The sequence below is a fragment of the Streptomyces sp. NPDC005533 genome, assembly GCF_042871845.1.
Taxonomy (GTDB): Bacteria; Actinomycetota; Actinomycetes; order Streptomycetales; family Streptomycetaceae; genus Streptomyces.
Genome location: NZ_JBIAJH010000013.1, coordinates 28,212 through 44,725 on the forward strand (window position 1 = coordinate 28,212; position 16,514 = coordinate 44,725).

Annotated in this window: 20 protein-coding genes; 7 read left to right on the top strand and 13 right to left on the bottom strand. The window is 74.0% G+C overall.

From position 1 onward, the window contains the following. Positions 1 to 30 precede the first annotated feature (30 nt). Both ACFYP3_RS15465 and ACFYP3_RS15470 read left to right on the top strand, forming a co-directional pair. Positions 31 to 318 carry a YiaA/YiaB family inner membrane protein gene (locus ACFYP3_RS15465; protein ID WP_388831837.1) on the top strand — a complete coding sequence of 96 codons (288 nt, stop codon included), beginning with the start codon at positions 31 to 33 and terminating at the stop codon, positions 316 to 318. 88 nt (positions 319 to 406) lie between these two features. After that, positions 407 to 1,051 carry a TetR/AcrR family transcriptional regulator gene (locus ACFYP3_RS15470; RefSeq protein WP_388831839.1) on the top strand — a complete coding sequence of 215 codons (645 nt, stop codon included), beginning with the start codon at positions 407 to 409 and terminating at the stop codon, positions 1,049 to 1,051. 109 nt (positions 1,052 to 1,160) lie between these two features. On the opposite strand, the gene ACFYP3_RS15475 is transcribed toward ACFYP3_RS15470, so the two are convergent. Further along, the gene (locus tag ACFYP3_RS15475; protein ID WP_388831841.1) at positions 1,161 to 1,622 is read right to left on the bottom strand and encodes a MaoC family dehydratase; all 462 of its coding nucleotides are present in this window, start codon (positions 1,620 to 1,622) and stop codon (positions 1,161 to 1,163) included. A 93-nt stretch (positions 1,623 to 1,715) separates the two neighbouring features. Between ACFYP3_RS15475 and soxR the strand changes: the two genes are divergently transcribed. Further along, positions 1,716 to 2,159: a redox-sensitive transcriptional activator SoxR gene (gene soxR / locus ACFYP3_RS15480; RefSeq protein ID WP_388831843.1), complete on the top strand. Its 444-nt coding sequence runs from the start codon at positions 1,716 to 1,718 to the stop codon at positions 2,157 to 2,159. Here soxR and ACFYP3_RS15485 read toward each other — a convergent pair. The 4 genes from ACFYP3_RS15485 to ACFYP3_RS15500 all read right to left on the bottom strand — a co-directional run bounded on the left by ACFYP3_RS15485 (position 2,140) and on the right by ACFYP3_RS15500 (position 6,435). Next, complete coding sequence (locus ACFYP3_RS15485; RefSeq protein WP_388831845.1) at positions 2,140 to 2,892, bottom strand: 3-keto-5-aminohexanoate cleavage protein; 753 nt, start codon at positions 2,890 to 2,892, stop codon at positions 2,140 to 2,142. The two genes, soxR and ACFYP3_RS15485, sit on opposite strands and share 20 nt — an antisense overlap. Next, complete coding sequence (locus ACFYP3_RS15490; protein ID WP_388831847.1) at positions 2,889 to 3,470, bottom strand: hypothetical protein; 582 nt, start codon at positions 3,468 to 3,470, stop codon at positions 2,889 to 2,891. Before ACFYP3_RS15490 ends, ACFYP3_RS15485 begins: the two co-directional genes overlap by 4 nt. A 95-nt stretch (positions 3,471 to 3,565) precedes the next feature. Then, entirely contained in the window at positions 3,566 to 5,083 is a 1,518-nt protein-coding gene (locus ACFYP3_RS15495; RefSeq protein ID WP_388831849.1) for a serine-threonine protein kinase, read from the bottom strand. Positions 5,084 to 5,151: 68 nt separating this feature from the next. Beyond that, a complete protein-coding gene (locus ACFYP3_RS15500; RefSeq protein WP_388831851.1) occupies positions 5,152 to 6,435 on the bottom strand; it encodes an exo-beta-N-acetylmuramidase NamZ domain-containing protein in 1,284 nt (427 codons plus the stop codon). A 133-nt stretch (positions 6,436 to 6,568) separates the two neighbouring features. On the opposite strand from ACFYP3_RS15500, the gene ACFYP3_RS15505 reads away from it, so the two are divergent. From ACFYP3_RS15505 to ACFYP3_RS15515, 3 genes are all read left to right on the top strand, one after another. Beyond that, positions 6,569 to 7,342 carry an SDR family oxidoreductase gene (locus tag ACFYP3_RS15505; RefSeq protein ID WP_388831853.1) on the top strand — a complete coding sequence of 258 codons (774 nt, stop codon included), beginning with the start codon at positions 6,569 to 6,571 and terminating at the stop codon, positions 7,340 to 7,342. Further along, the gene (locus ACFYP3_RS15510; RefSeq protein ID WP_388831855.1) at positions 7,327 to 9,114 is read left to right on the top strand and encodes an AMP-binding protein; all 1,788 of its coding nucleotides are present in this window, start codon (positions 7,327 to 7,329) and stop codon (positions 9,112 to 9,114) included. The genes ACFYP3_RS15505 and ACFYP3_RS15510 overlap by 16 nt, the downstream gene beginning before the upstream one ends. 68 nt (positions 9,115 to 9,182) lie before the next feature. After that, the gene (locus ACFYP3_RS15515; RefSeq protein WP_388831857.1) at positions 9,183 to 9,788 is read left to right on the top strand and encodes a TetR/AcrR family transcriptional regulator; all 606 of its coding nucleotides are present in this window, start codon (positions 9,183 to 9,185) and stop codon (positions 9,786 to 9,788) included. A gap of 4 nt (positions 9,789 to 9,792) precedes the next feature. Here ACFYP3_RS15515 and ACFYP3_RS15520 read toward each other — a convergent pair whose 3' ends face one another. Next, complete coding sequence (locus tag ACFYP3_RS15520; protein WP_388831859.1) at positions 9,793 to 10,899, bottom strand: alkene reductase; 1,107 nt, start codon at positions 10,897 to 10,899, stop codon at positions 9,793 to 9,795. Positions 10,900 to 10,951: 52 nt separating this feature from the next. On the opposite strand from ACFYP3_RS15520, the gene ACFYP3_RS15525 reads away from it, so the two are divergent. After that, complete coding sequence (locus ACFYP3_RS15525) at positions 10,952 to 11,320, top strand: MerR family transcriptional regulator (protein WP_388831861.1); 369 nt, start codon at positions 10,952 to 10,954, stop codon at positions 11,318 to 11,320. Between the two features lie 48 nt (positions 11,321 to 11,368). On the opposite strand, the gene ACFYP3_RS15530 is transcribed toward ACFYP3_RS15525, so the two are convergent. The 7 genes from ACFYP3_RS15530 to ACFYP3_RS15560 all read right to left on the bottom strand — a co-directional run bounded on the left by ACFYP3_RS15530 (position 11,369) and on the right by ACFYP3_RS15560 (position 16,444). Next, positions 11,369 to 12,607, bottom strand: coding sequence for an acyl-CoA dehydrogenase family protein (locus ACFYP3_RS15530; protein ID WP_388831863.1), 1,239 nt, complete (start codon positions 12,605 to 12,607; stop codon positions 11,369 to 11,371). Positions 12,608 to 12,618: 11 nt separating this feature from the next. Continuing rightward, the gene (locus ACFYP3_RS15535; RefSeq protein ID WP_388831865.1) at positions 12,619 to 13,659 is read right to left on the bottom strand and encodes a phosphotransferase family protein; all 1,041 of its coding nucleotides are present in this window, start codon (positions 13,657 to 13,659) and stop codon (positions 12,619 to 12,621) included. Between the two features lie 114 nt (positions 13,660 to 13,773). Further along, positions 13,774 to 14,685 carry an MBL fold metallo-hydrolase gene (locus ACFYP3_RS15540; protein WP_388831867.1) on the bottom strand — a complete coding sequence of 304 codons (912 nt, stop codon included), beginning with the start codon at positions 14,683 to 14,685 and terminating at the stop codon, positions 13,774 to 13,776. A gap of 114 nt (positions 14,686 to 14,799) precedes the next feature. Then, positions 14,800 to 15,096 (bottom strand): hypothetical protein, encoded by a 297-nt coding sequence (locus tag ACFYP3_RS15545; RefSeq protein ID WP_388831869.1) that lies wholly within the window; start codon positions 15,094 to 15,096, stop codon positions 14,800 to 14,802. Between the two features lie 95 nt (positions 15,097 to 15,191). Next, the gene (locus tag ACFYP3_RS15550) at positions 15,192 to 15,509 is read right to left on the bottom strand and encodes a DUF202 domain-containing protein (protein ID WP_388831871.1); all 318 of its coding nucleotides are present in this window, start codon (positions 15,507 to 15,509) and stop codon (positions 15,192 to 15,194) included. After that, a complete protein-coding gene (locus ACFYP3_RS15555) occupies positions 15,506 to 15,904 on the bottom strand; it encodes a YidH family protein (protein ID WP_388831873.1) in 399 nt (132 codons plus the stop codon). Before ACFYP3_RS15555 ends, ACFYP3_RS15550 begins: the two co-directional genes overlap by 4 nt. 9 nt (positions 15,905 to 15,913) lie before the next feature. Then, a complete protein-coding gene (locus tag ACFYP3_RS15560; RefSeq protein ID WP_388831875.1) occupies positions 15,914 to 16,444 on the bottom strand; it encodes an NUDIX hydrolase in 531 nt (176 codons plus the stop codon). Positions 16,445 to 16,514 lie beyond the last annotated feature (70 nt).

The window sequence follows — 16,514 nt, forward strand, 5'->3', positions numbered from 1 at the left end:
TCCGACACCGCCGCGCCCGATGCTCGACCCATGAACGAGACACCGGTCAAGCAGCAGAGCACGGGGGCGTACTACGGCCAGGCCGTCGCCTCCTTCGGCATCGCCATCGGCGCCGTGTCCGTGGGGATCTACAACCTGGAGGCGAACGGCTGGGTCCGTGCCTTCCTCGGCATCGCGGTCCTCTACCTGACCACCTCGGCCTTCACCCTCGCCAAGGTGATCCGTGACCGCCAGGAGGTCACGCAGATCGTCAGCAGGGTGGATCAGGCCAGGATGGAGAAGATCATGGCCGAGTACGACCCCTTCTCGCCTAAGTAGTCGGCCCGTCCGCACTAAGCGCTTGCTCACCCTCCGGTAGGGTGTTCACTTCCACTCGGTGAAGACACGGTGAAGAGGTGAGCGGGCGATGGACAGCGCGGAGGAGACGGTCGAGCGTGACCGGCCGTGGTCCGAGGTCACGCCCGACGCCGCCCGGCGGCTGCTCGTCGCCGCCGTCGAGGCCTTCGCCGAGCGCGGGTACCACGCCACCACCACGCGTGACATCGCGGGCCGGGCCGGCATGAGTCCGGCCGCGCTCTACATCCACTACAAGACCAAGGAAGAGCTGCTCCACCGGATCAGCCGGATCGGCCACGACAAGGCGCTGGAGATCCTGACCACCGCGGCCGAGGGGCCCGGCTGCGCCGCCGAGCGGCTCGACGCCGCCGTGCGGTCCTTCGTGCGCTGGCACGCGGCGCACCACACGACCGCGCGCGTGGTCCAGTACGAGCTCGACGCCCTCGCTACGGAGCACCGCTCCGAGATCGTGGCACTGCGCCGGCAGAGCGACGCCGCCGTCCGCCGGATCCTCGCCGACGGGGTCGCGGCGGGGGAGTTCGACGTGCCCGACGTACCGGGCACCACCCTCGCGGTGCTCTCGCTGTGCATCGACGTGGCCCGCTGGTTCAACGCGGCCGGACAGCGCACGCCCGACGAGGTCGGCGGGCTCTACGCCGACCTCGTGCTCCGCATGGTGGCCGCGCGGCCGCGCCCCCGGAAGCAGCCCGCCTGAGGCAGCCCGCCTGAGCGGTCCGCGTGAAGCGGTCCGCGTGAAGCGGTCCGCGTGAAGCAGTCCGCCTGAGACGGCTGCCCGAAGCGGTCCGCCGGGGGCGGTCCGTCCGTCAGAAGTAGTACCGGGACACCGACTCGGCCACGCACACCGGCTTGTCGCCGCCCTCGCGTTCGACCGTCACCGTGGCCGTGACCTGCACGCCCCCGGCCGCCTCCGTGACCTCCGTGATCGCGGCCGTGGCGCGCAGCCGCGAGCCGACCGGCACCGGCGCGGGGAAACGGACCTTGTTCGTCCCGTAGTTGAGACCCATCTTCATGCCCTCGACCCGCATGATCTGCGGCACCAGGGCGGGCAGCAGGGACAGCGTCAGATAGCCGTGCGCGATGGTGGAACCGAAGGGTCCGCCCGCGGCCCGCTCCGGGTCCACGTGGATCCACTGGTGATCGCCCGTGGCGTCCGCGAAGAGGTCGATCCGCTTCTGGTCCACCTCCAGCCACTCGCTGGGGCCGAGTGGCGCGCCGATCCCGGCGCGCAGTTCCTCGGCGGACGTGAAGACCCTCGGCTCGGACATGCCTGTTCCTGCCTCTCACGGACGAATAAGCGCTTGCTCAGCATGCTGGGACCGCATGTGTATGTCAACGGACCTCCGACTACCCTCGGCCGGGTGCCGCAGATTCCCGAGAAAGTCCACGAGCTCACCGTCGGCCAGCTGTCCGCCCGTAGCGGCGCGGCCGTCTCCGCACTCCACTTCTACGAGGCCAAGGGCCTGATCAGCAGCCGCCGCACTGCCGGCAACCAGCGCCGATACACCCGTGACGCGCTGCGCCGCGTCGCCTTCGTGCGCGCCGCCCAGCGCGTCGGCATCCCGCTGGCCAGCATCCGCGACGCCCTGGCCCGGCTCCCCGAGGAACGCACGCCCACCCGCGAGGACTGGGCCCGCCTCTCCGAGGCCTGGCGCACCGAGCTCGACGAGCGGATCATGCGGCTCGGACGGCTGCGCGACCACCTCACGGACTGCATCGGCTGCGGCTGTCTCTCGATGAAGACCTGCGCCCTGTCCAACCCCGACGACGTCTTCGGCGAGCGCCTCACCGGCTCGCGGCTGTAACCCCCGGGGCGGCCGCGCCCCGCCGTATCAGTTCCCGGGCCGCCGCCACCAGTTCGGCGGTCGACCGCGCCGGCCGCCCGTCCGGCAGGTGCAGTACGTCGCCCACGCCGGTGCGCGCACCCGTTCCGCAGCGCGCGGCCAGCCGCAGCACCGGCCAGGCGGCCGCCTCCCGCCCGTACACCAGGACCGCCACCGGAGGCAGCCCGCGCAGCCCCGCCACCAGCGCCGGATCGGCCTCCGCGAGCTCGACCGCGAGCCGGACCCGCCCGGGCTCGCGCACCGGCCAGGCCAGGAACCGTGCCATCGGCTCCGGGCCGGCCGGTCCGCCCACCGGCACCACCGCGTCCACCGACACCCCGCGCGCCAGCAGCGCCCGCCCCAGCTCCCCGGCCCCCGGCTCCCCGAAGTGCACCACCGCCCGGTCCGGCAGCACCGTCCACGACCGCACCCGCTCCAGCCGCCCCGCCGGATCGCGCTCGGCCCCGATGGCCGCCGGCACCGACAGCGGTACGTGGACCCCCGCGCCCCGCATCGCCGCCAGCACCGGTCCCACCACCCGCGGCGAGAGGCTCTCCCGCCCGCACGGCGTCCGCGGGTGCACCAGCACCTCACCGGCGCCCGCGGCCACCGCCGCCAGCGCCGACTCCGTCAGATCCGCCGGCGACATCGGCACGGCCGGGCCGTCGGCGGCGCTCCGGGCGCCGTTCACCGACGCCAGCAGCACGGTCCTCACGCCGCTCCCGCCGCGGGCGTCTCCGCCAGCGCCGGTCTCGGCACCACGATCCCGCAGCCCGCGCACACCGGCCCGTCCCAGGCCCAGGCGCCCTCCCACGGCCCCATCGCCGTCACCGCCGGCCACCGCAGCTCGGTGTCCCCGCAGACCGGGCACCCCGTCCCGGGCTCCGACTCCAGCGCCCGGACCAGCCGGCGCAGCACCTCGCCCAGCGCCCCCTCCGGCCGCACGCCCGGATCCGCGCACCGCACCACCGCGTCCCCGCTCCCGCCCCACGCCCACTCCGGCCGGCGCAGCCCGTCGTGCTTCTCCCGGCGGCGCCGCTCCGCGAACTGGCGCTCGTACGCCAGCCAGACCGCCCGCGCGTCCTCCAGCTCCTCCAGCGCGGCGACCAGCCGCAGCGGATCCGCCCCCCGGTCCTCGGGGGCGATCCCGTGCCGGTCGCACAGGTGCCACCACGTGGCCCGGTGCCCGTAGGGCGCGAACCGCTCCAGGCAACGGCGCAGCGAGTGGCGCCGCAAGGCCCGGTCATTGCGCGCGTCGCGCACCTGGTAGGCCAGACTCCGGAATCCCGCCATCACACCATCACCTCCGCCGATGTGCCCAACATGCCCTGCCGGGGCCGGGCGCATGCGGGGGCGGTCGAGGCGTGCGGGTGGCACATGGCCGGAAGTCAGCGCCCCATGCGCCCCGCGGCCACCACCACCCGGGCCAGTTCCTCGTGGCAGATGTCGCTGTGCGCCCCCGAGGGAGCACCGCCGCGGCGGACCACCGAGCCCGCGTCCACACTGACGCAACCGGCCGTCGGCACCCCCTCGCGCAGGGCGGTGGCGAGGCTCAGCCGCGGCGCGCCCGGCACCGCCTGCACCCCGTCGTGCCCGAGGGCGCCCCACCGCTCGTCGAAGCCGAGCACTCCGGCCGAATCCCCTGCCATCCGGGAGGCCAGCGGGTAGAACAGCCCGAGGGCCGAGTCGTGCGGGGAGTGGCAGGCCACGACCGGCCCGTCGACCCTGCGCTGGAGGCCGCGCAGGGCGCCGCCGTTGTTCCGGTCGTGCGGCAGCCGGTCGGCGAACGCGTAGTGGGAGAACGCCCCCTGGAGCAGGGTGACCGACTTCACGTACCGGGCGCCGTCCGGCACCGCGCGCAGCGCGAAGGACACGACCCGCGCGCCGAAGCTGTGTCCGATCAAGTGGAAGCGCAGGGCCGGGCGCTCGGCGGCCAGCTGGGCCAGCACCGGGCCGAGGCCGCGGTCGCCGACCACACCCGCCCGCTTTTTCATCTTGTAGTACGTCGCCTGCCGCAGCAGCTCCTTGGCGCCGCCCCACAGACCGCGCAGGGCGCCGTCGACCGCGAAGGCCTGACCGCCGACCGCCGACGCCGGCCCGTCGGCCCCGAGGACCAGCCCACCGGCCCCGGGGCCCGGTCCGCCGGACGCCGAAGCGGGCCCCTCGGCGCCGCCGGCCGCCGCGCCCGCCGCGACCAGGGCCACGGAGAGGGCCCGGCACACCTCCAGCACGTCGTCCGTGAAAAGGGCCGGAACCGCCACAGCCGCCACCGTGGGCGCCGCGTCCACCCCCGCCAGCTCCCGTACGAGCGCGCCGAACTCGATGAACGCGGCCGGCGACTCCGGCCGTTCCTCCAGCAGCTCCGCCACCCGGTCCAGCTCCGCCTGCCGTCCCGGCCAGAACTGCGCGAGCGCCCGCCGGGTGAGGGGGTCCAACGCCGTGCCGAAGCCGGGTTCCCCGAGGGTGCCGGGTGCGTCGAAGTCGGGGATCGGCTCGTCGGAGAACCGCATCGAGGGCCATACGACGCCTACGTACCCCAGCCGTACCCCCGACCCCACCAGCGCCGGGAAGGGGGCGAAGAAGCGGTCGTAGAGCCGGGTCGCGGTGGACCGGTCGCTGTTCCAGCCGTGCGCGAAGACCAGTACGTCCGTGGCCTCCATGCGGGCCACCGTGCCCTGAGTGGCCCGGTCCACGTCCCCCTCGGAGTCGAAGGTCAGCTCCGCGTACGGCCCCACGCCGATCCCGGCCGTGAGCCCGGGCCCGTTCCTCGCCGTGAGTCCGGCCGCCGTCCCGGGCGCCGTGATCCCGAGCCCGGCCGTCCCGTGCATGGTCGCCCCGTGCCCGGTCGTCGCCTGCCCGGTCGTGCCGAACCCGCCGCCGATGTCCGCCATGACGTCCCCCTCCATGCCGTGCCTCCGGTGCTGTCAGCATCCTGCTGACGCGCCCGCCCGGCCAGCCCCCCGACGCGGTCGGCTCACTCGTAGAGGAGGTACTCCCCGCGCGCCGCCGAGAACCGCGCCAGCCCCGCCGCCCAGTCGCCCACGACCTCCTCCACCCCGGCCCCCGCGTCCACCATCGTCCGCACCCGGTCCGAGCCGGTCAGCCGGTCGATCCAGTGGTCCGTCCGCCAGCCGAAGCCGCTCCACGCCCGCCGCGCGGTGACCAGCAACCCGATTCCCGCCCGTACCGGGTCGAAGGCCTCCCGGTCGTGGACGATCAGCCGGACCCCGCCGCACACCTTCCCCACGTGCTTCGAGAAGGTCGGCGTGAAGTACGCCTCCCGGAACCACACCCCGGGCAGGCCCAGCGCGTTCGCCGCCTCCGCCCACCGACGGTCGATCCCCTCCGCCCCCACCACCTCGAAGGGCGTGGTCGTGCCGCGCCCCTCGGAGAGGTTCGTCCCCTCGAACAGGCAGGTGCCGGCGTACGCGAGGGCCGTGTCCGGGGTCGGCATGTTCGGGCTCGGCGGCACCCAGGGCAGCCCGGTCTCCCCGAAGAACGACTGCCGCCGCCACCCGGACATCGCCACCGTCCGCAGCCGCACCGGACGGTCGGACAGGAACTCGCCGTTGAAGAGCAGGGCCAGTTCGGCCGCCGTCATCCCGTGCGCGAGCGCGATCGGCTCCCGGCCCACGAAGCTCGCGTACGGCCGCTCCAGCACGGGCCCCGCCGCACGGCGGCCGCCCACCGGATTCGGCCGGTCCAGCACCACCACCGCCTTGCCGGCGAGCGCGGCCGCGCGCATGCAGTCGTAGAGGGTCCAGATGTAGGTGTAGAAGCGCGCCCCCACGTCCTGGATGTCGAAGACGACGGTGTCGACCCCGGCCGCCGTGAACACGTCCGCGAGCCGCTGCCCGCTCTTGTCGTACGTGTCGTACACCGGCAGCCCGGTCGCCGGATCACGGGAGGCCCCCTCGGAGTCGCCGGCCTGCGCCGTGCCGCGGAACCCGTGCTCGGGCCCGAACACCGCGACCAGGTCCACGCGTTCGTCCGCGTGCAGGACGTCGACCAGGTGGCGGGCGTCGGCGGTGATCCCGGTGGGGTTGGTGACCACCCCGACCTTCTGCCCGGCCAGGAGGGCGTACCCGTCCGCGGCGAGCCGCTCGAAGCCGGTACGCACCCGGTCCGCCGACGCCCCCGCGGCAGCCCCCGCCGTTCCCACGGCCGCCACGGCTCCGACGGCCCCCACGGCCCCCGCCGTTCTCACCGATCCCAAGGCCCCCGCCAGTCCCAGCACCCCGCGTCGCGACAGCGTCATCCGGCCACGCTAGGGGTCCGACCCCTTCCACCCGCACATACCGACTGGTTAGTCTGCCGCCATCCGCATCGGATATCCGGCACTCGGCACTCGGCCGCCGGCCCCCGGCCCCCGGCCTCCGGCCGCACGAAAGGTGATCCCCGTGAACGCGTACCAGGACCAGCGAGTCGTCGTCACCGGCGCGGGCGGCGGCATCGGCGCCGCCCTCGCACACCGCTTCGCGGCCGAGGGCGCCACGGTCGTGGTCAACGACCTCGACCCGGCCAAGGCCGCCTCGGTGGCGGGCGCGATCGGGGCCCGGGCGATCGCCGTGCCGGGCGACGCCTCGGCGATCGTGGCCGAGGCCCGCGAGGCCCTCGGCGGGACGGTCGACGTCTACTGCGCCAACGCCGGACTCGCCTCGGGCGGCGACGCCTTCGCCGACGAGGCCGTCTGGGAAGCGGCCTGGGACACCAACGTCATGGCCCACGTGCGCGCCGCCCGACTGCTGCTGCCGGACTGGCTGGAGCGGGGCACCGGCCGCTTCGTGTCCACCGTCTCCGCCGCGGGACTGCTGACCATGATCGGAGCGGCCCCGTACAGTGTCACCAAGCACGGCGCGCTCGCCTTCGCCGAATGGCTCTCGCTGACCTACCGCCACCGCGGTGTCCAGGTCCACGCGATCTGCCCACAAGGGGTGCGCACCGACATGCTGACCGCCGCGGGCTCGGCGGGCGAATTGGTCCTGGCGCCGACCGCGATCGAGCCGGAAGCGGTCGCGGACGCACTGTTCGACGCCATGGAGAAGGGCCGGTTCTTGATCCTCCCGCACCCCGAGGTCGCCGACTTCTACGCAGCCCGCGCCACCGAGCCGGACCGCTGGCTGAGCGGCATGAACCACCTCCAGCAGAAATGGGAGACCCGGTGACCTCCTCGTACGCCGCCCGGCCGTGGCTGGGGCTGCTCGCCCCGGCCCAGCGGGAGCCCGTAGCGCCACCGCCCACCGTGCTGCACGCCTTCCGCGAGGCCGCCGCCCGGGCGCCGGAGCGCACCGCGCTCGCCTACTTCGACGGCCGGATCGGTTACGCCGAGGCCGACGCGCTCTCCGACTCCGTCGCCGGTCACCTCGCGGCGCGCGGCGTGCGCCGCGGGGACCGGGTCGCGGTCATGCTGCAGAACACCCCGCACTTCGTGCTGTCCGTCCTCGCCGCCTGGAAGGCCGGGGCCGTCGTCGTCCCGGTCAACCCGATGTACAAGGCCGGCGAGGTCCGGCACGTCCTGCGCGACTCGGGGGCCGCCGCGCTCGTCTGCGACGGCCGCGCGTGGACGGAGTACCTGGACGGGGCCGCGCGGGACACCGCCGTACGGACCGTCCTGACCGCCTCGGACCTGGACTTCCAGACGCGCGACGACCCCCGCGTCCTCGACCCCCGCGTCTTCGACCCGCGGCCCGGACCGGACGCGTCCGGTCCGCGGGCCCGGCCCGGCCTGCCGGCCCAGCGCGGACCGGCCGCCCCGGACGGGCCCGCCCCCGACGGGCCCGCCGCCGCCGTACCCGCCCCCTCGTCCGGAGCGGACACCGCCGACCTCCTCACCGTGGCCCGCGGCGGGCGCCCCGCGCCGGACGACCCGCGGCTCACCGCCGCCGACACCGCCCTCATCAGCTACACCTCCGGCACCAGCGGCACCCCCAAGGGCGCCATGAACCCCCACGGCGCGCTCACGTACAACGCCGTACGGCAGGTCACCTCCCACCCCCTCCCCGAGGGGGCCGGCTACTTCGCCCTCGCGCCCCTCTTCCACATCACCGGCATGGTCTGCGAGCTCGCCGCCTGCTTCGTCAACGCCGGCACCCTGGTCCTCGCCCACCGCTTCGAGGCGGGGACCGTCCTCGACGCCTTCCTCGAACACCGCCCCGCCTACACCGTCGGCCCGGCCACCGCCTTCATGGCCCTCGCCGCGCACCCCGCCGTCACCCCCGACCACTTCGCCTCGTTCCAGGTGATCTCCTCCGGCGGCGCCCCGCTCCCGCCCGCCCTCGTCGAACGCCTGCGCGCCGCCTTCGGCTTCTACCTCCGCAACGGCTACGGCCTGACCGAGTGCACCGCCCCCTGCGCCAGCGTGCCCGTCCACCTCGAGGCCCCCGTCGACCCGGCCTCCGGCACCCTCTCCGTGGGCCTGCCCGGCGCCGACACCGTCGTCCGCATCCTCGACGAGCAGGGCACCGAGGTCCCCTTCGGCGAGACCGGCGAGATAGCCGTCCGCGGCCCCCAGGTCGTGCCCGGCTACTGGGGGCTGCCCGCGGCGTCCGCGCAGGCCTTCCCCGGCGGAGAACTGCGCACCGGGGACGTCGGTTTCATGGACCCCGAGGGCTGGCTCTACGTCGTCGACCGCAAGAAGGACATGATCAACGCCTCCGGCTTCAAGGTCTGGCCGCGGGAGGTCGAGGACGTGCTCTACACCCACCCCGCCGTCCGCGAGGCCGCCGTGGTCGGCGTCCCCGACCCGTACCGCGGCGAGAGCGTCAAGGCCTACGTGAGCCTGCGCCCCGGGGCCTCGGCGGAGCCGGAGGAACTGTCCGCCTACTGCGCCGAGCGCATCGCCGCGTACAAATACCCGCGTCAGGTGGAGATCCTGCCTGTCCTTCCGAAGACGACCAGTGGCAAGATCCTGCGACGGGAACTGCGCGATCGCGGCTGAAAACAGTCGGACGGTCGTACAGCTGGTCGCAGTGACCAGGCAGGAATCAGGAAGGGAAGGTCAGCGCCATGGCGGTCAGGACCACCGAACCCGCAGGCACGCACGAGGCCCCGGTACCCCAGCGGCTGCTGGCCGTCGCCACCCGGCTCTTCGCCGAGCGCGGCTACGACCGCACCTCCGTCCAGGAGATCGTCGAGGCGGCCGGGGTCACCAAGGGCGCCCTCTACCACTACTTCGGGTCCAAGGACGACCTGCTGCACGAGGTGTACGCGCGGATGCTGCGCCTGCAGCAGCAGCGGCTCGACGCGGTGGCCGACTCCGACGCGCCCGTCGAGGAGCGGCTGCGGGCGGCCGCCGCCGACGTGGTCGTCACGACCATCGAGAACCTCGACGACGCGATGATCTTCTTCCGGTCGATGCACCAGCTCAGCCCCGAGAAGTTCAAGCAGGTCCGGGCGGAACGCCGGCGCTACCACGAGCGCTTCCGGGCCCTGGTCGAGGAGGGCCAGCGCACCGGGGTGTTCTCCAGCGCCACCCCCGCCGACCTCGTCGTCGACTACCACTTCGGCTCCGTGCACCACCTGTCCACCTGGTACCGGGCGGACGGCCCGCTCACCCCGCAGCAGGTCGCCGACCACCTCGCCGACCTGCTGCTGCGCGCGCTGCGTCCCTGACGGGTCACCGCTCCAGCGCGGGGTAGTCGGTGTAGCCCTCCGCCCCCCGGACGTACATCAGGAACTCCGGGCGGAGCTCGTTGAGCGGCGCGCCGGTGCGCAGCCGCTCCACGAAATCGGGGTTGGCGAGGAAGCCGCGGCCGAGGGCGACCAGATCGGCGCCCGCGGCCAGCAGCAGCTCGCCGCGCAGCCGGCCGCCGTCGGCCGCGACCTCCTCGTGGGTGAGCGCGGGGTTGGCGATCAGCGTGCCGGGCCAGGCCCGCCGGATCCCGGTGAAGGCGGGCTGGTCCGGGGCGGCGTGGACCTGGTGCAGATAGGCCGGTCCGACGTCCGCCAGCGCCTTGACCAGCGCCGGGTAGATCTCCTCGGTGTCGCCCTCCTCGACGCCGTTGACGTTCACTCCGGGTGAGATCCGTACGCCGACCCGCTCGGGGCCGATCGCCTCGGCGACGGCCCGCACCACCTCCACGGTGAACCGGATCCGCCCCTCCACCGACCCGCCCCACCCGTCGGTGCGCAGGTTGGTGTTCCGCGCGAGGAACTGGTGGAGCAGGTGGCCGTTGGCGGAGTGCACCTCCACGCCGGCGAAGCCCGCCTCGACGGCGTGGCGGGCGGCGTCCGCGAAGTCGGCGATGGTCGAGCGGATGTCCTCGGCCGTCATCTCCCGGGGCACGACGGCCTCCCGCAGCCCGCCGGGCGTGTGCAGCGGTTCGGGGAACCGCACCGCGGACGGGGCGAGCGGGACGTGCCCGCTGGTGTCGGGGTGGCCGACCCGGCCGCCGTGCTGGAGCTGGAGGAACATCCGCCCGCCGGCCGCGCGCACGGCCTCGGTGACCCGGCGCCACCCGGCGATCTGCGCCGGGCTGTGGATGCCGGGGATGTGCGGATAGGTCTGGCCGACGGCGTTCGGGGTGGTGCCCTCGGCGATGATCAGACCGGCCGAGGCGCGCTGCGCGTAGTACGTGGCCATGAGCTCTCCGGGGACCCCGTCGGCCCCGGCGCGGTTGCGCGTCAGCGGGGCCATCACCAGACGGCTGGGCAGCTCCAGGCCGCCGAGGCGGGCCGGTTCGAAGAGGCGGGATGCGGTGGGAGCCTGCTGTGTCTGCGTCATGCCGGTACCGTAGAACCTGACATTGATGTCAGAATCAAGACCGAGGTGGGCCATGCGGATCGGGGAACTGTCGGCGCGCACCGGCGTCGGCGAGCGTTCGCTGCGCTACTACGAGACCCAGGGCCTGCTCGTGTCCGACCGCACGCCCGGCGGCCACCGGGACTTCTCCGAGCGGGCCGTGGACCGGGTCATCCGCATCCAGGAGCTCTACGCGGCCGGCCTGAACAGCACGAAGATCGCGCGGATCCTGCCCTGCATGCGGGACGAGGACGGCGGCCCGTCCGTGCGCGCCACCCCACAGCTGGTGGCCGAACTGTCCGCCGAGCGGGAGCGGATCGACCAGCTGATCGGCGACCTCCTCCGCTCCCGCGAGGTCCTGGACGAGGTCATCGACGCGGCGGCGGGCCGCGCCGGCGCCTGACCCACGGCCCGGCCGCGGTTCAGGCGCAACGGCCGCACGCCCGGGCCCCTACATGTGGCGCTTCAGCTCCCGCCGCGCCAGCGACCGCTGGTGGACCTCGTCCGGACCGTCGGCCAGCCGCAGCGTCCGCGCGGCCGCCCACAGTTCGGCCAGCGGGAAGTCCTGGCTCACCCCGCCCGCGCCGTGCAGCTGCACCGCGTCGTCCAGGATCCGTACGACCGCCCGCGGGGTAGCGATCTTGATCGCCTGGATCTCGGTGTGCGCGCCCCGGTTCCCGACCGTGTCCATCAGCCAGGCAGTCTTCAGCACCAGCAGCCGCAACTGCTCCACCGTGACCCGGGCGTCGGCGATCCAGTTCTGTACGACGCCCTGGGCGGCCAGCGGCTTGCCGAAGGCGGTACGGTCCACCGCGCGCCGGCACATCAGCTCGATCGCCCGCTCCGCCATGCCGATCAACCGCATGCAGTGGTGGATGCGGCCCGGGCCGAGCCGGGCCTGGGCGATGGCGAAGCCGCTGCCCTCCTCGCCGATCAGGTTCGCCGCCGGGACCCGCGCCCCGTCGAAGACCACCTCGGCGTGGCCGCCGTGGTCGTGGTCCTCGTACCCGTAGACCGTCATGGCGCGCCGCACCTCGACCCCGGGGGTGTCGCGCGGGACCAGGATCATCGACTGCTGACGGCGCGGATCAGCGCCTTCCGGGTCGGTCTTGCCCATCACGATGAAGATCTTGCAGTCCGGGTTCATGGCCCCGGAGATGAACCACTTGCGCCCGGTGACCACGTACGCGTCGCCGTCGCGCTCGATCCGCGTCTCGACGTTCGTCGCGTCCGAGGAGGCCACCTCGGGCTCGGTCATCGCGAAGGCGGAGCGGATCTCCCCGGCCAGCAACGGCTCCAGCCACTGCTTCTTCTGCGCCTCGTCGCCGAACTGCGCGAGCAGCTCCATGTTCCCGGTGTCCGGGGCCGCGCAGTTCGTCGCCGTCGGCGCCAGGTGCGGGCTGCGGCCGGTGATCTCGGCGAGCGGGGCGTACTGGAGGTTGGTCAGCCCGGCGCCGTGGCCGCCGCCCGGGAGGCCGTGCTGGTCCTGGTCCACGAAGAAGAGGTTCCACAGGCCCTGGCGGCGCGCCTCGGCCTTCAGTTCACCGAAGACGGCCGGGGTGTCCCAGGGCGAGGCCAGCCGTGCGCGCTGCTCGGCGGCGACGGGCTCCGCCGGGTAGACGTACTCCTCCATGAACGCGAGCAGCCGCTCGCGGAGTTCCTCGGTCCGGGCGTCGAATGCGAAATCCATGGGTGCGTGCCTCAGCCTTCCTGGAGTTCCTGCAGGGTGGTCAGTCCGTGCTCGATGAAGACCGGCACCAGCTCGCCGATCTGGTCGAAGCCCGCACCGACGGTCTGCCCGAGCGTGTAGCGGTAGTGGATGCCTTCGAGGATCACCGCGAGCTTGAACCATGCGAAGGCCGTGTACCAGGCGATGCCGCCGGTGTCCCGGCCGGAGCGGGCGGCGTACCGCTCGACCAGCTCGGCGGGCGCCGGATGGCCCGGTGCGCCGCTCGTCGTACTGACCGGAGAGGCGGTCAGGCCCAGGTCGGAGCTGTACATCACGAGCAGCCCGAGGTCGGTCAGCGGATCCCCGAGCGTGGACATCTCCCAGTCCAGCACCGCCCGGATCGTGTCGTCCGGGCCGCCGATCAGGACGTTGTCGAGCCGGAAGTCCCCGTGCACGACCGTCGGGGCGGGGGAGACGGGCAGGGTCCGGCCGAGCGTGCCGTGCAGCTCGTCGATCCCGGCGAGCTCGCGCCCCCGGGAGGCCGCGAGCTGCTTGCCCCAGCGGCGCAGCTGCCGGTCGAGGAACCCCTCGGGCCGGCCGAAGTCGCCCAGGCCCACCGCCTCCGGTTCCACCGCGTGCAGGTCGACCAGGGTGTCCACCAGGCCCAGCACCGCCCGCCGGGTGCGCTCCGGGCCGAGCGCGCCGAGCTCGCCGGCCGTCCGGTACGGCACCCCGTCCACGTACTCCATGACGTAGAACGGCGCCCCGAGCACGGCCTCGTCCTCGCACAGCAGCACCGGCTCGGGCACCGGCACGGCCGTGCCGTGCAGCGCCTCGATGACCCGGTGCTCGCGCCGCATGTCGTGCGCGGTGGCCAGGACGTGGCCCAGCGGCGGCCGGCGCACCACCCAGCGGGCGGCCCCGTCCGTGACCTCGTACGTGAGGTTCGACCGGCCGCCTTCGATCAGCCGGCCGCGCAGCGGTCCGGTGACGAGGCCCGGCCGCACGCGGTCGAGATGACCGCGCAGCCGCTCCAGTTCCAGGCCGCGCGGGTCGGCCGGGGCTGAGGTCATGGGTGCGCACCTCCGTGCGGAGTGGTGAGTACAGCGGAAGGCCATCATGCCGACCAGTCGGTATGCCGTCCAGAGCGCAGGGCGAAAGAAGACCTTCCGCCCGGCGATGTCACCTCACGCGTGACACAGGATCGGCGTTCCGCCGTTCATCACCGTCATGTCCTTCAGGACCGCCAGGATGTCCAGCGGCACCCCCTCCGGCTCCCCGGCCAGTTCCGCGTACGCCCGGTGCACGTTCGCCACCAGCCGCTCGCTCTCCCGCCACGCGCCGAACTCCCCGAGATCGGCCTGCTGGGCCACCTCCAACGGGGACAGCCCCTTCGCCCGCCCCTCGCGGGCGAGTTCGGCCACGTACCGCAGGTAGCGCTCGGTGGCCTCGTAGGCCGAGGCGTCGGTCAGGGGCCCGTGACCCGGGACGACCGTCTCCGCGTCCAGCGAGCGCAGCAGCTCCAGGGCCCGCAGCGAGCCGGCGAGGGAGCCCATGGCCAGGAACGGGGTCCCCTCCGCGAAGACCAGGTCCCCGGTGAAGACCACCCGCTGCCGGGGCAGCCACACGACCGAGTCCCCGGTGGTGTGCGCCACGCCCGGGTGGATGACCTGCACCTCCGTGTCGCCCACGTGCACGGTCGCCCGGTCGCTGTAGGTGAGGTCGGGCGCGGTGATGTCGATCGCGCCGAAGTCGGTGGCGGGCCAGATCAGCTCCAGCTGGTGCCCGGCGGCGAGCTGCTCGGCGCGCGCGTGGTCGTGCCCGAGGACCAGCGCCTCGGGGGTGAAGACGCCGTTGCCGTAGGTGTGGTCGCCGTGGTGGTGGGTGTTCACCACGGTGCGGGGGAGCGGCACCCCGGCCGCCAGGACCGCGTCGCGCAGCGCCAGGGCCCGCCGCTCGGTGGCGGCGGTGTCTATGAGCAGGGTCCGGCCGCCGTCGCTGACGAAGCCGGCGTTGTTCAGGCACCAGCCGCCGTCCGGCTGGACGTAGGCGTACACCCCCGGCGCGGGCTGGACGAGGTACGGCTCTTCGACGGGCATCTGTGCTCTCCCCGGGTCGCTTTGACGGGCGGTCAGCATCCTGCCAGCCGTCGTCGCGCCGGGGGAGAGCGGGTCCGCGGCGCCGCTCGGGGGCGTGCTGCTCAGGGGCGCCGGTCAGTGGTCGTCGTAGTGCCCGTCGTGAGCGGCGTGCCGGTGCCCGTCGTGCAGGTAGTCGACGTGGTCACCGTGCCGGACCGTCTCGTGCCCGCAGTCCGCGCCGTGTGCGTGGTCGTGGCCCTCGTGGGCGGTGTGCCCGGCGGGCTCGCACTCGTCCCAGTGCCCCGAGTGCTCCCGGTGCAGATGGCCGTCGTGCGCGTAGTCGACGTGGTCGCCGTGCCGGACCGCCTGGTGCCCGCAGTCCGCACCGTGCGTGTGCTGGTGCGTGGGGTGTTCGTGGTGCAGGGTCGTCATGCGGCCGAGATTAGTGTGGATCACCGGGTATCGCCCGTTGTGTCCGAGCGACGCGCAAAACCGCGATCATCGGACCGGCGGCCGGGACCCGGGGGTCAGAGGACCACCGCCACCGCGAACAGCGCCAGCGCCACCGTGCATCCCGCCGCCGCCAGCGCCGCCCGCGGCGAGAGCCCCCGCGGCCGGTCCGTCGCCAGCGCCCGGATCCGCCGGTGCGCCACCGCCAGGAACGCCAGCCAGAGCAGGGCGGTCACCGCCGCCCCCGCGGCCGTCACCGGCGTCGCGGATCCGTGCAGGGCCTGCCGCATGCCCAGTACCGCGACCACCGAGCAGGCCAGCGTCGTACGCCGCCACGCCAGCCGGGTCCGCTCCGGCTGGAGCCCGGCGTCGCGCGTCTCCCCGTAGGCGGTCACCGGCCCCGCGTCCAGCCCAGCAGCACGACCACCACCATCGCCACCGCGACCAGCCCCACCCCCAGGCTCAGCACCACGGGGAACCGCGACAGCGGCAGGTCCTCGCCCCGCCGCATCGCCCGCTCGCACCGCACCCAGTGGTTCACCGCCCGCAGCGCACAGGCCGCGCCCACCGCGAGCAGCGCGACGGACATGCCGACCCGCACCCCCCAGCGCAGGTCGGGCAGGAACTGGTCGACGGCGAAACCGCCGCCCACCAGGGCCAGGGCGGTCCGGATCCAGGCCAGGAAGGTCCGCTCGTTGGCCAGCGAGAAGCGGTAGTCGGGGGTCTCGCCCTCGTCCTTCAGCCGCGCGGGTGCGAACCAGAGGCGCACGTCCTTGACGAAGTCGATCACCCGGCCAATCTACTGGCCCGCCTCCCGGAACCCGCGCAGCCGCCGGTAGGCCTCCAGCCCGTCCGGCACCCAGGCCCAGTCCCCGTCCTCCACCCGCCGGTCCAGCTCCTCCTGCGTGAGGTGCGTGTGCCAGTCGACCTCCGACACCTGGGGGGCCACCGGCAGCTCGCACCGCACCTCGTGCACGTACGACCACCAGGCCCCGCCCGGCCCCTCGTACAGGAACTTGAACAGCGGGGTCGGCTGCGGCAGCCCCCGGACGCCCAGCTCCTCCTCGGCCTCCCGCAGCGCGGCCTGTGCGTAGGTCTCGCCCGCCCCCAGCACCCCGCCCACGAACATGTCGTAGTGCGAGGGGAAGACGAGCTTCGAGGCGGTGCGCCGGTGGACGAAGATCCGCCCCTGCGCGTCCCTCGCCTGCACGAACACGCAGCGGTGGATCAGCCCGCGGGCGTACACCTCGCCCCGCGGGGCCTGCCCGGTGACCCGGTCCTCCCGGTCCACCACGTCCAGTACTTCATCAGCGGCACTCACATGGCTCATCCAACCACCCCTGTTGACTGGTTACCGCTCCGTAGCCAAGGATCTGCCCCACCACCGACGGAGGACGGGT

Excerpts from the sequence above, each read along its gene's own strand:
- ACFYP3_RS15470 (WP_388831839.1), top strand. The coding sequence starts at position 407 with ATGGACAGCGCGGAGGAGACGGTCGAGCGTGACCGGCCGTGGTCCGAG.
- ACFYP3_RS15475 (WP_388831841.1), bottom strand. The coding sequence starts at position 1,622 with ATGTCCGAGCCGAGGGTCTTCACGTCCGCCGAGGAACTGCGCGCCGGG.
- ACFYP3_RS15465 (WP_388831837.1), top strand. The coding sequence starts at position 31 with ATGAACGAGACACCGGTCAAGCAGCAGAGCACGGGGGCGTACTACGGC.
- ACFYP3_RS15560 (WP_388831875.1), bottom strand. The coding sequence starts at position 16,444 with ATGAGCCATGTGAGTGCCGCTGATGAAGTACTGGACGTGGTGGACCGG.
- ACFYP3_RS15530 (WP_388831863.1), bottom strand. The coding sequence starts at position 12,607 with ATGGATTTCGCATTCGACGCCCGGACCGAGGAACTCCGCGAGCGGCTG.
- ACFYP3_RS15510 (WP_388831855.1), top strand. The coding sequence starts at position 7,327 with ATGGGAGACCCGGTGACCTCCTCGTACGCCGCCCGGCCGTGGCTGGGG.
- ACFYP3_RS15545 (WP_388831869.1), bottom strand. The coding sequence starts at position 15,096 with ATGACGACCCTGCACCACGAACACCCCACGCACCAGCACACGCACGGT.
- ACFYP3_RS15525 (WP_388831861.1), top strand. The coding sequence starts at position 10,952 with ATGCGGATCGGGGAACTGTCGGCGCGCACCGGCGTCGGCGAGCGTTCG.
- ACFYP3_RS15495 (WP_388831849.1), bottom strand. The coding sequence starts at position 5,083 with ATGGAGGGGGACGTCATGGCGGACATCGGCGGCGGGTTCGGCACGACC.
- ACFYP3_RS15515 (WP_388831857.1), top strand. The coding sequence starts at position 9,183 with ATGGCGGTCAGGACCACCGAACCCGCAGGCACGCACGAGGCCCCGGTA.
- ACFYP3_RS15540 (WP_388831867.1), bottom strand. The coding sequence starts at position 14,685 with ATGCCCGTCGAAGAGCCGTACCTCGTCCAGCCCGCGCCGGGGGTGTAC.
- ACFYP3_RS15490 (WP_388831847.1), bottom strand. The coding sequence starts at position 3,470 with ATGGCGGGATTCCGGAGTCTGGCCTACCAGGTGCGCGACGCGCGCAAT.
- ACFYP3_RS15535 (WP_388831865.1), bottom strand. The coding sequence starts at position 13,659 with ATGACCTCAGCCCCGGCCGACCCGCGCGGCCTGGAACTGGAGCGGCTG.
- ACFYP3_RS15520 (WP_388831859.1), bottom strand. The coding sequence starts at position 10,899 with ATGACGCAGACACAGCAGGCTCCCACCGCATCCCGCCTCTTCGAACCG.
- ACFYP3_RS15500 (WP_388831851.1), bottom strand. The coding sequence starts at position 6,435 with ATGACGCTGTCGCGACGCGGGGTGCTGGGACTGGCGGGGGCCTTGGGA.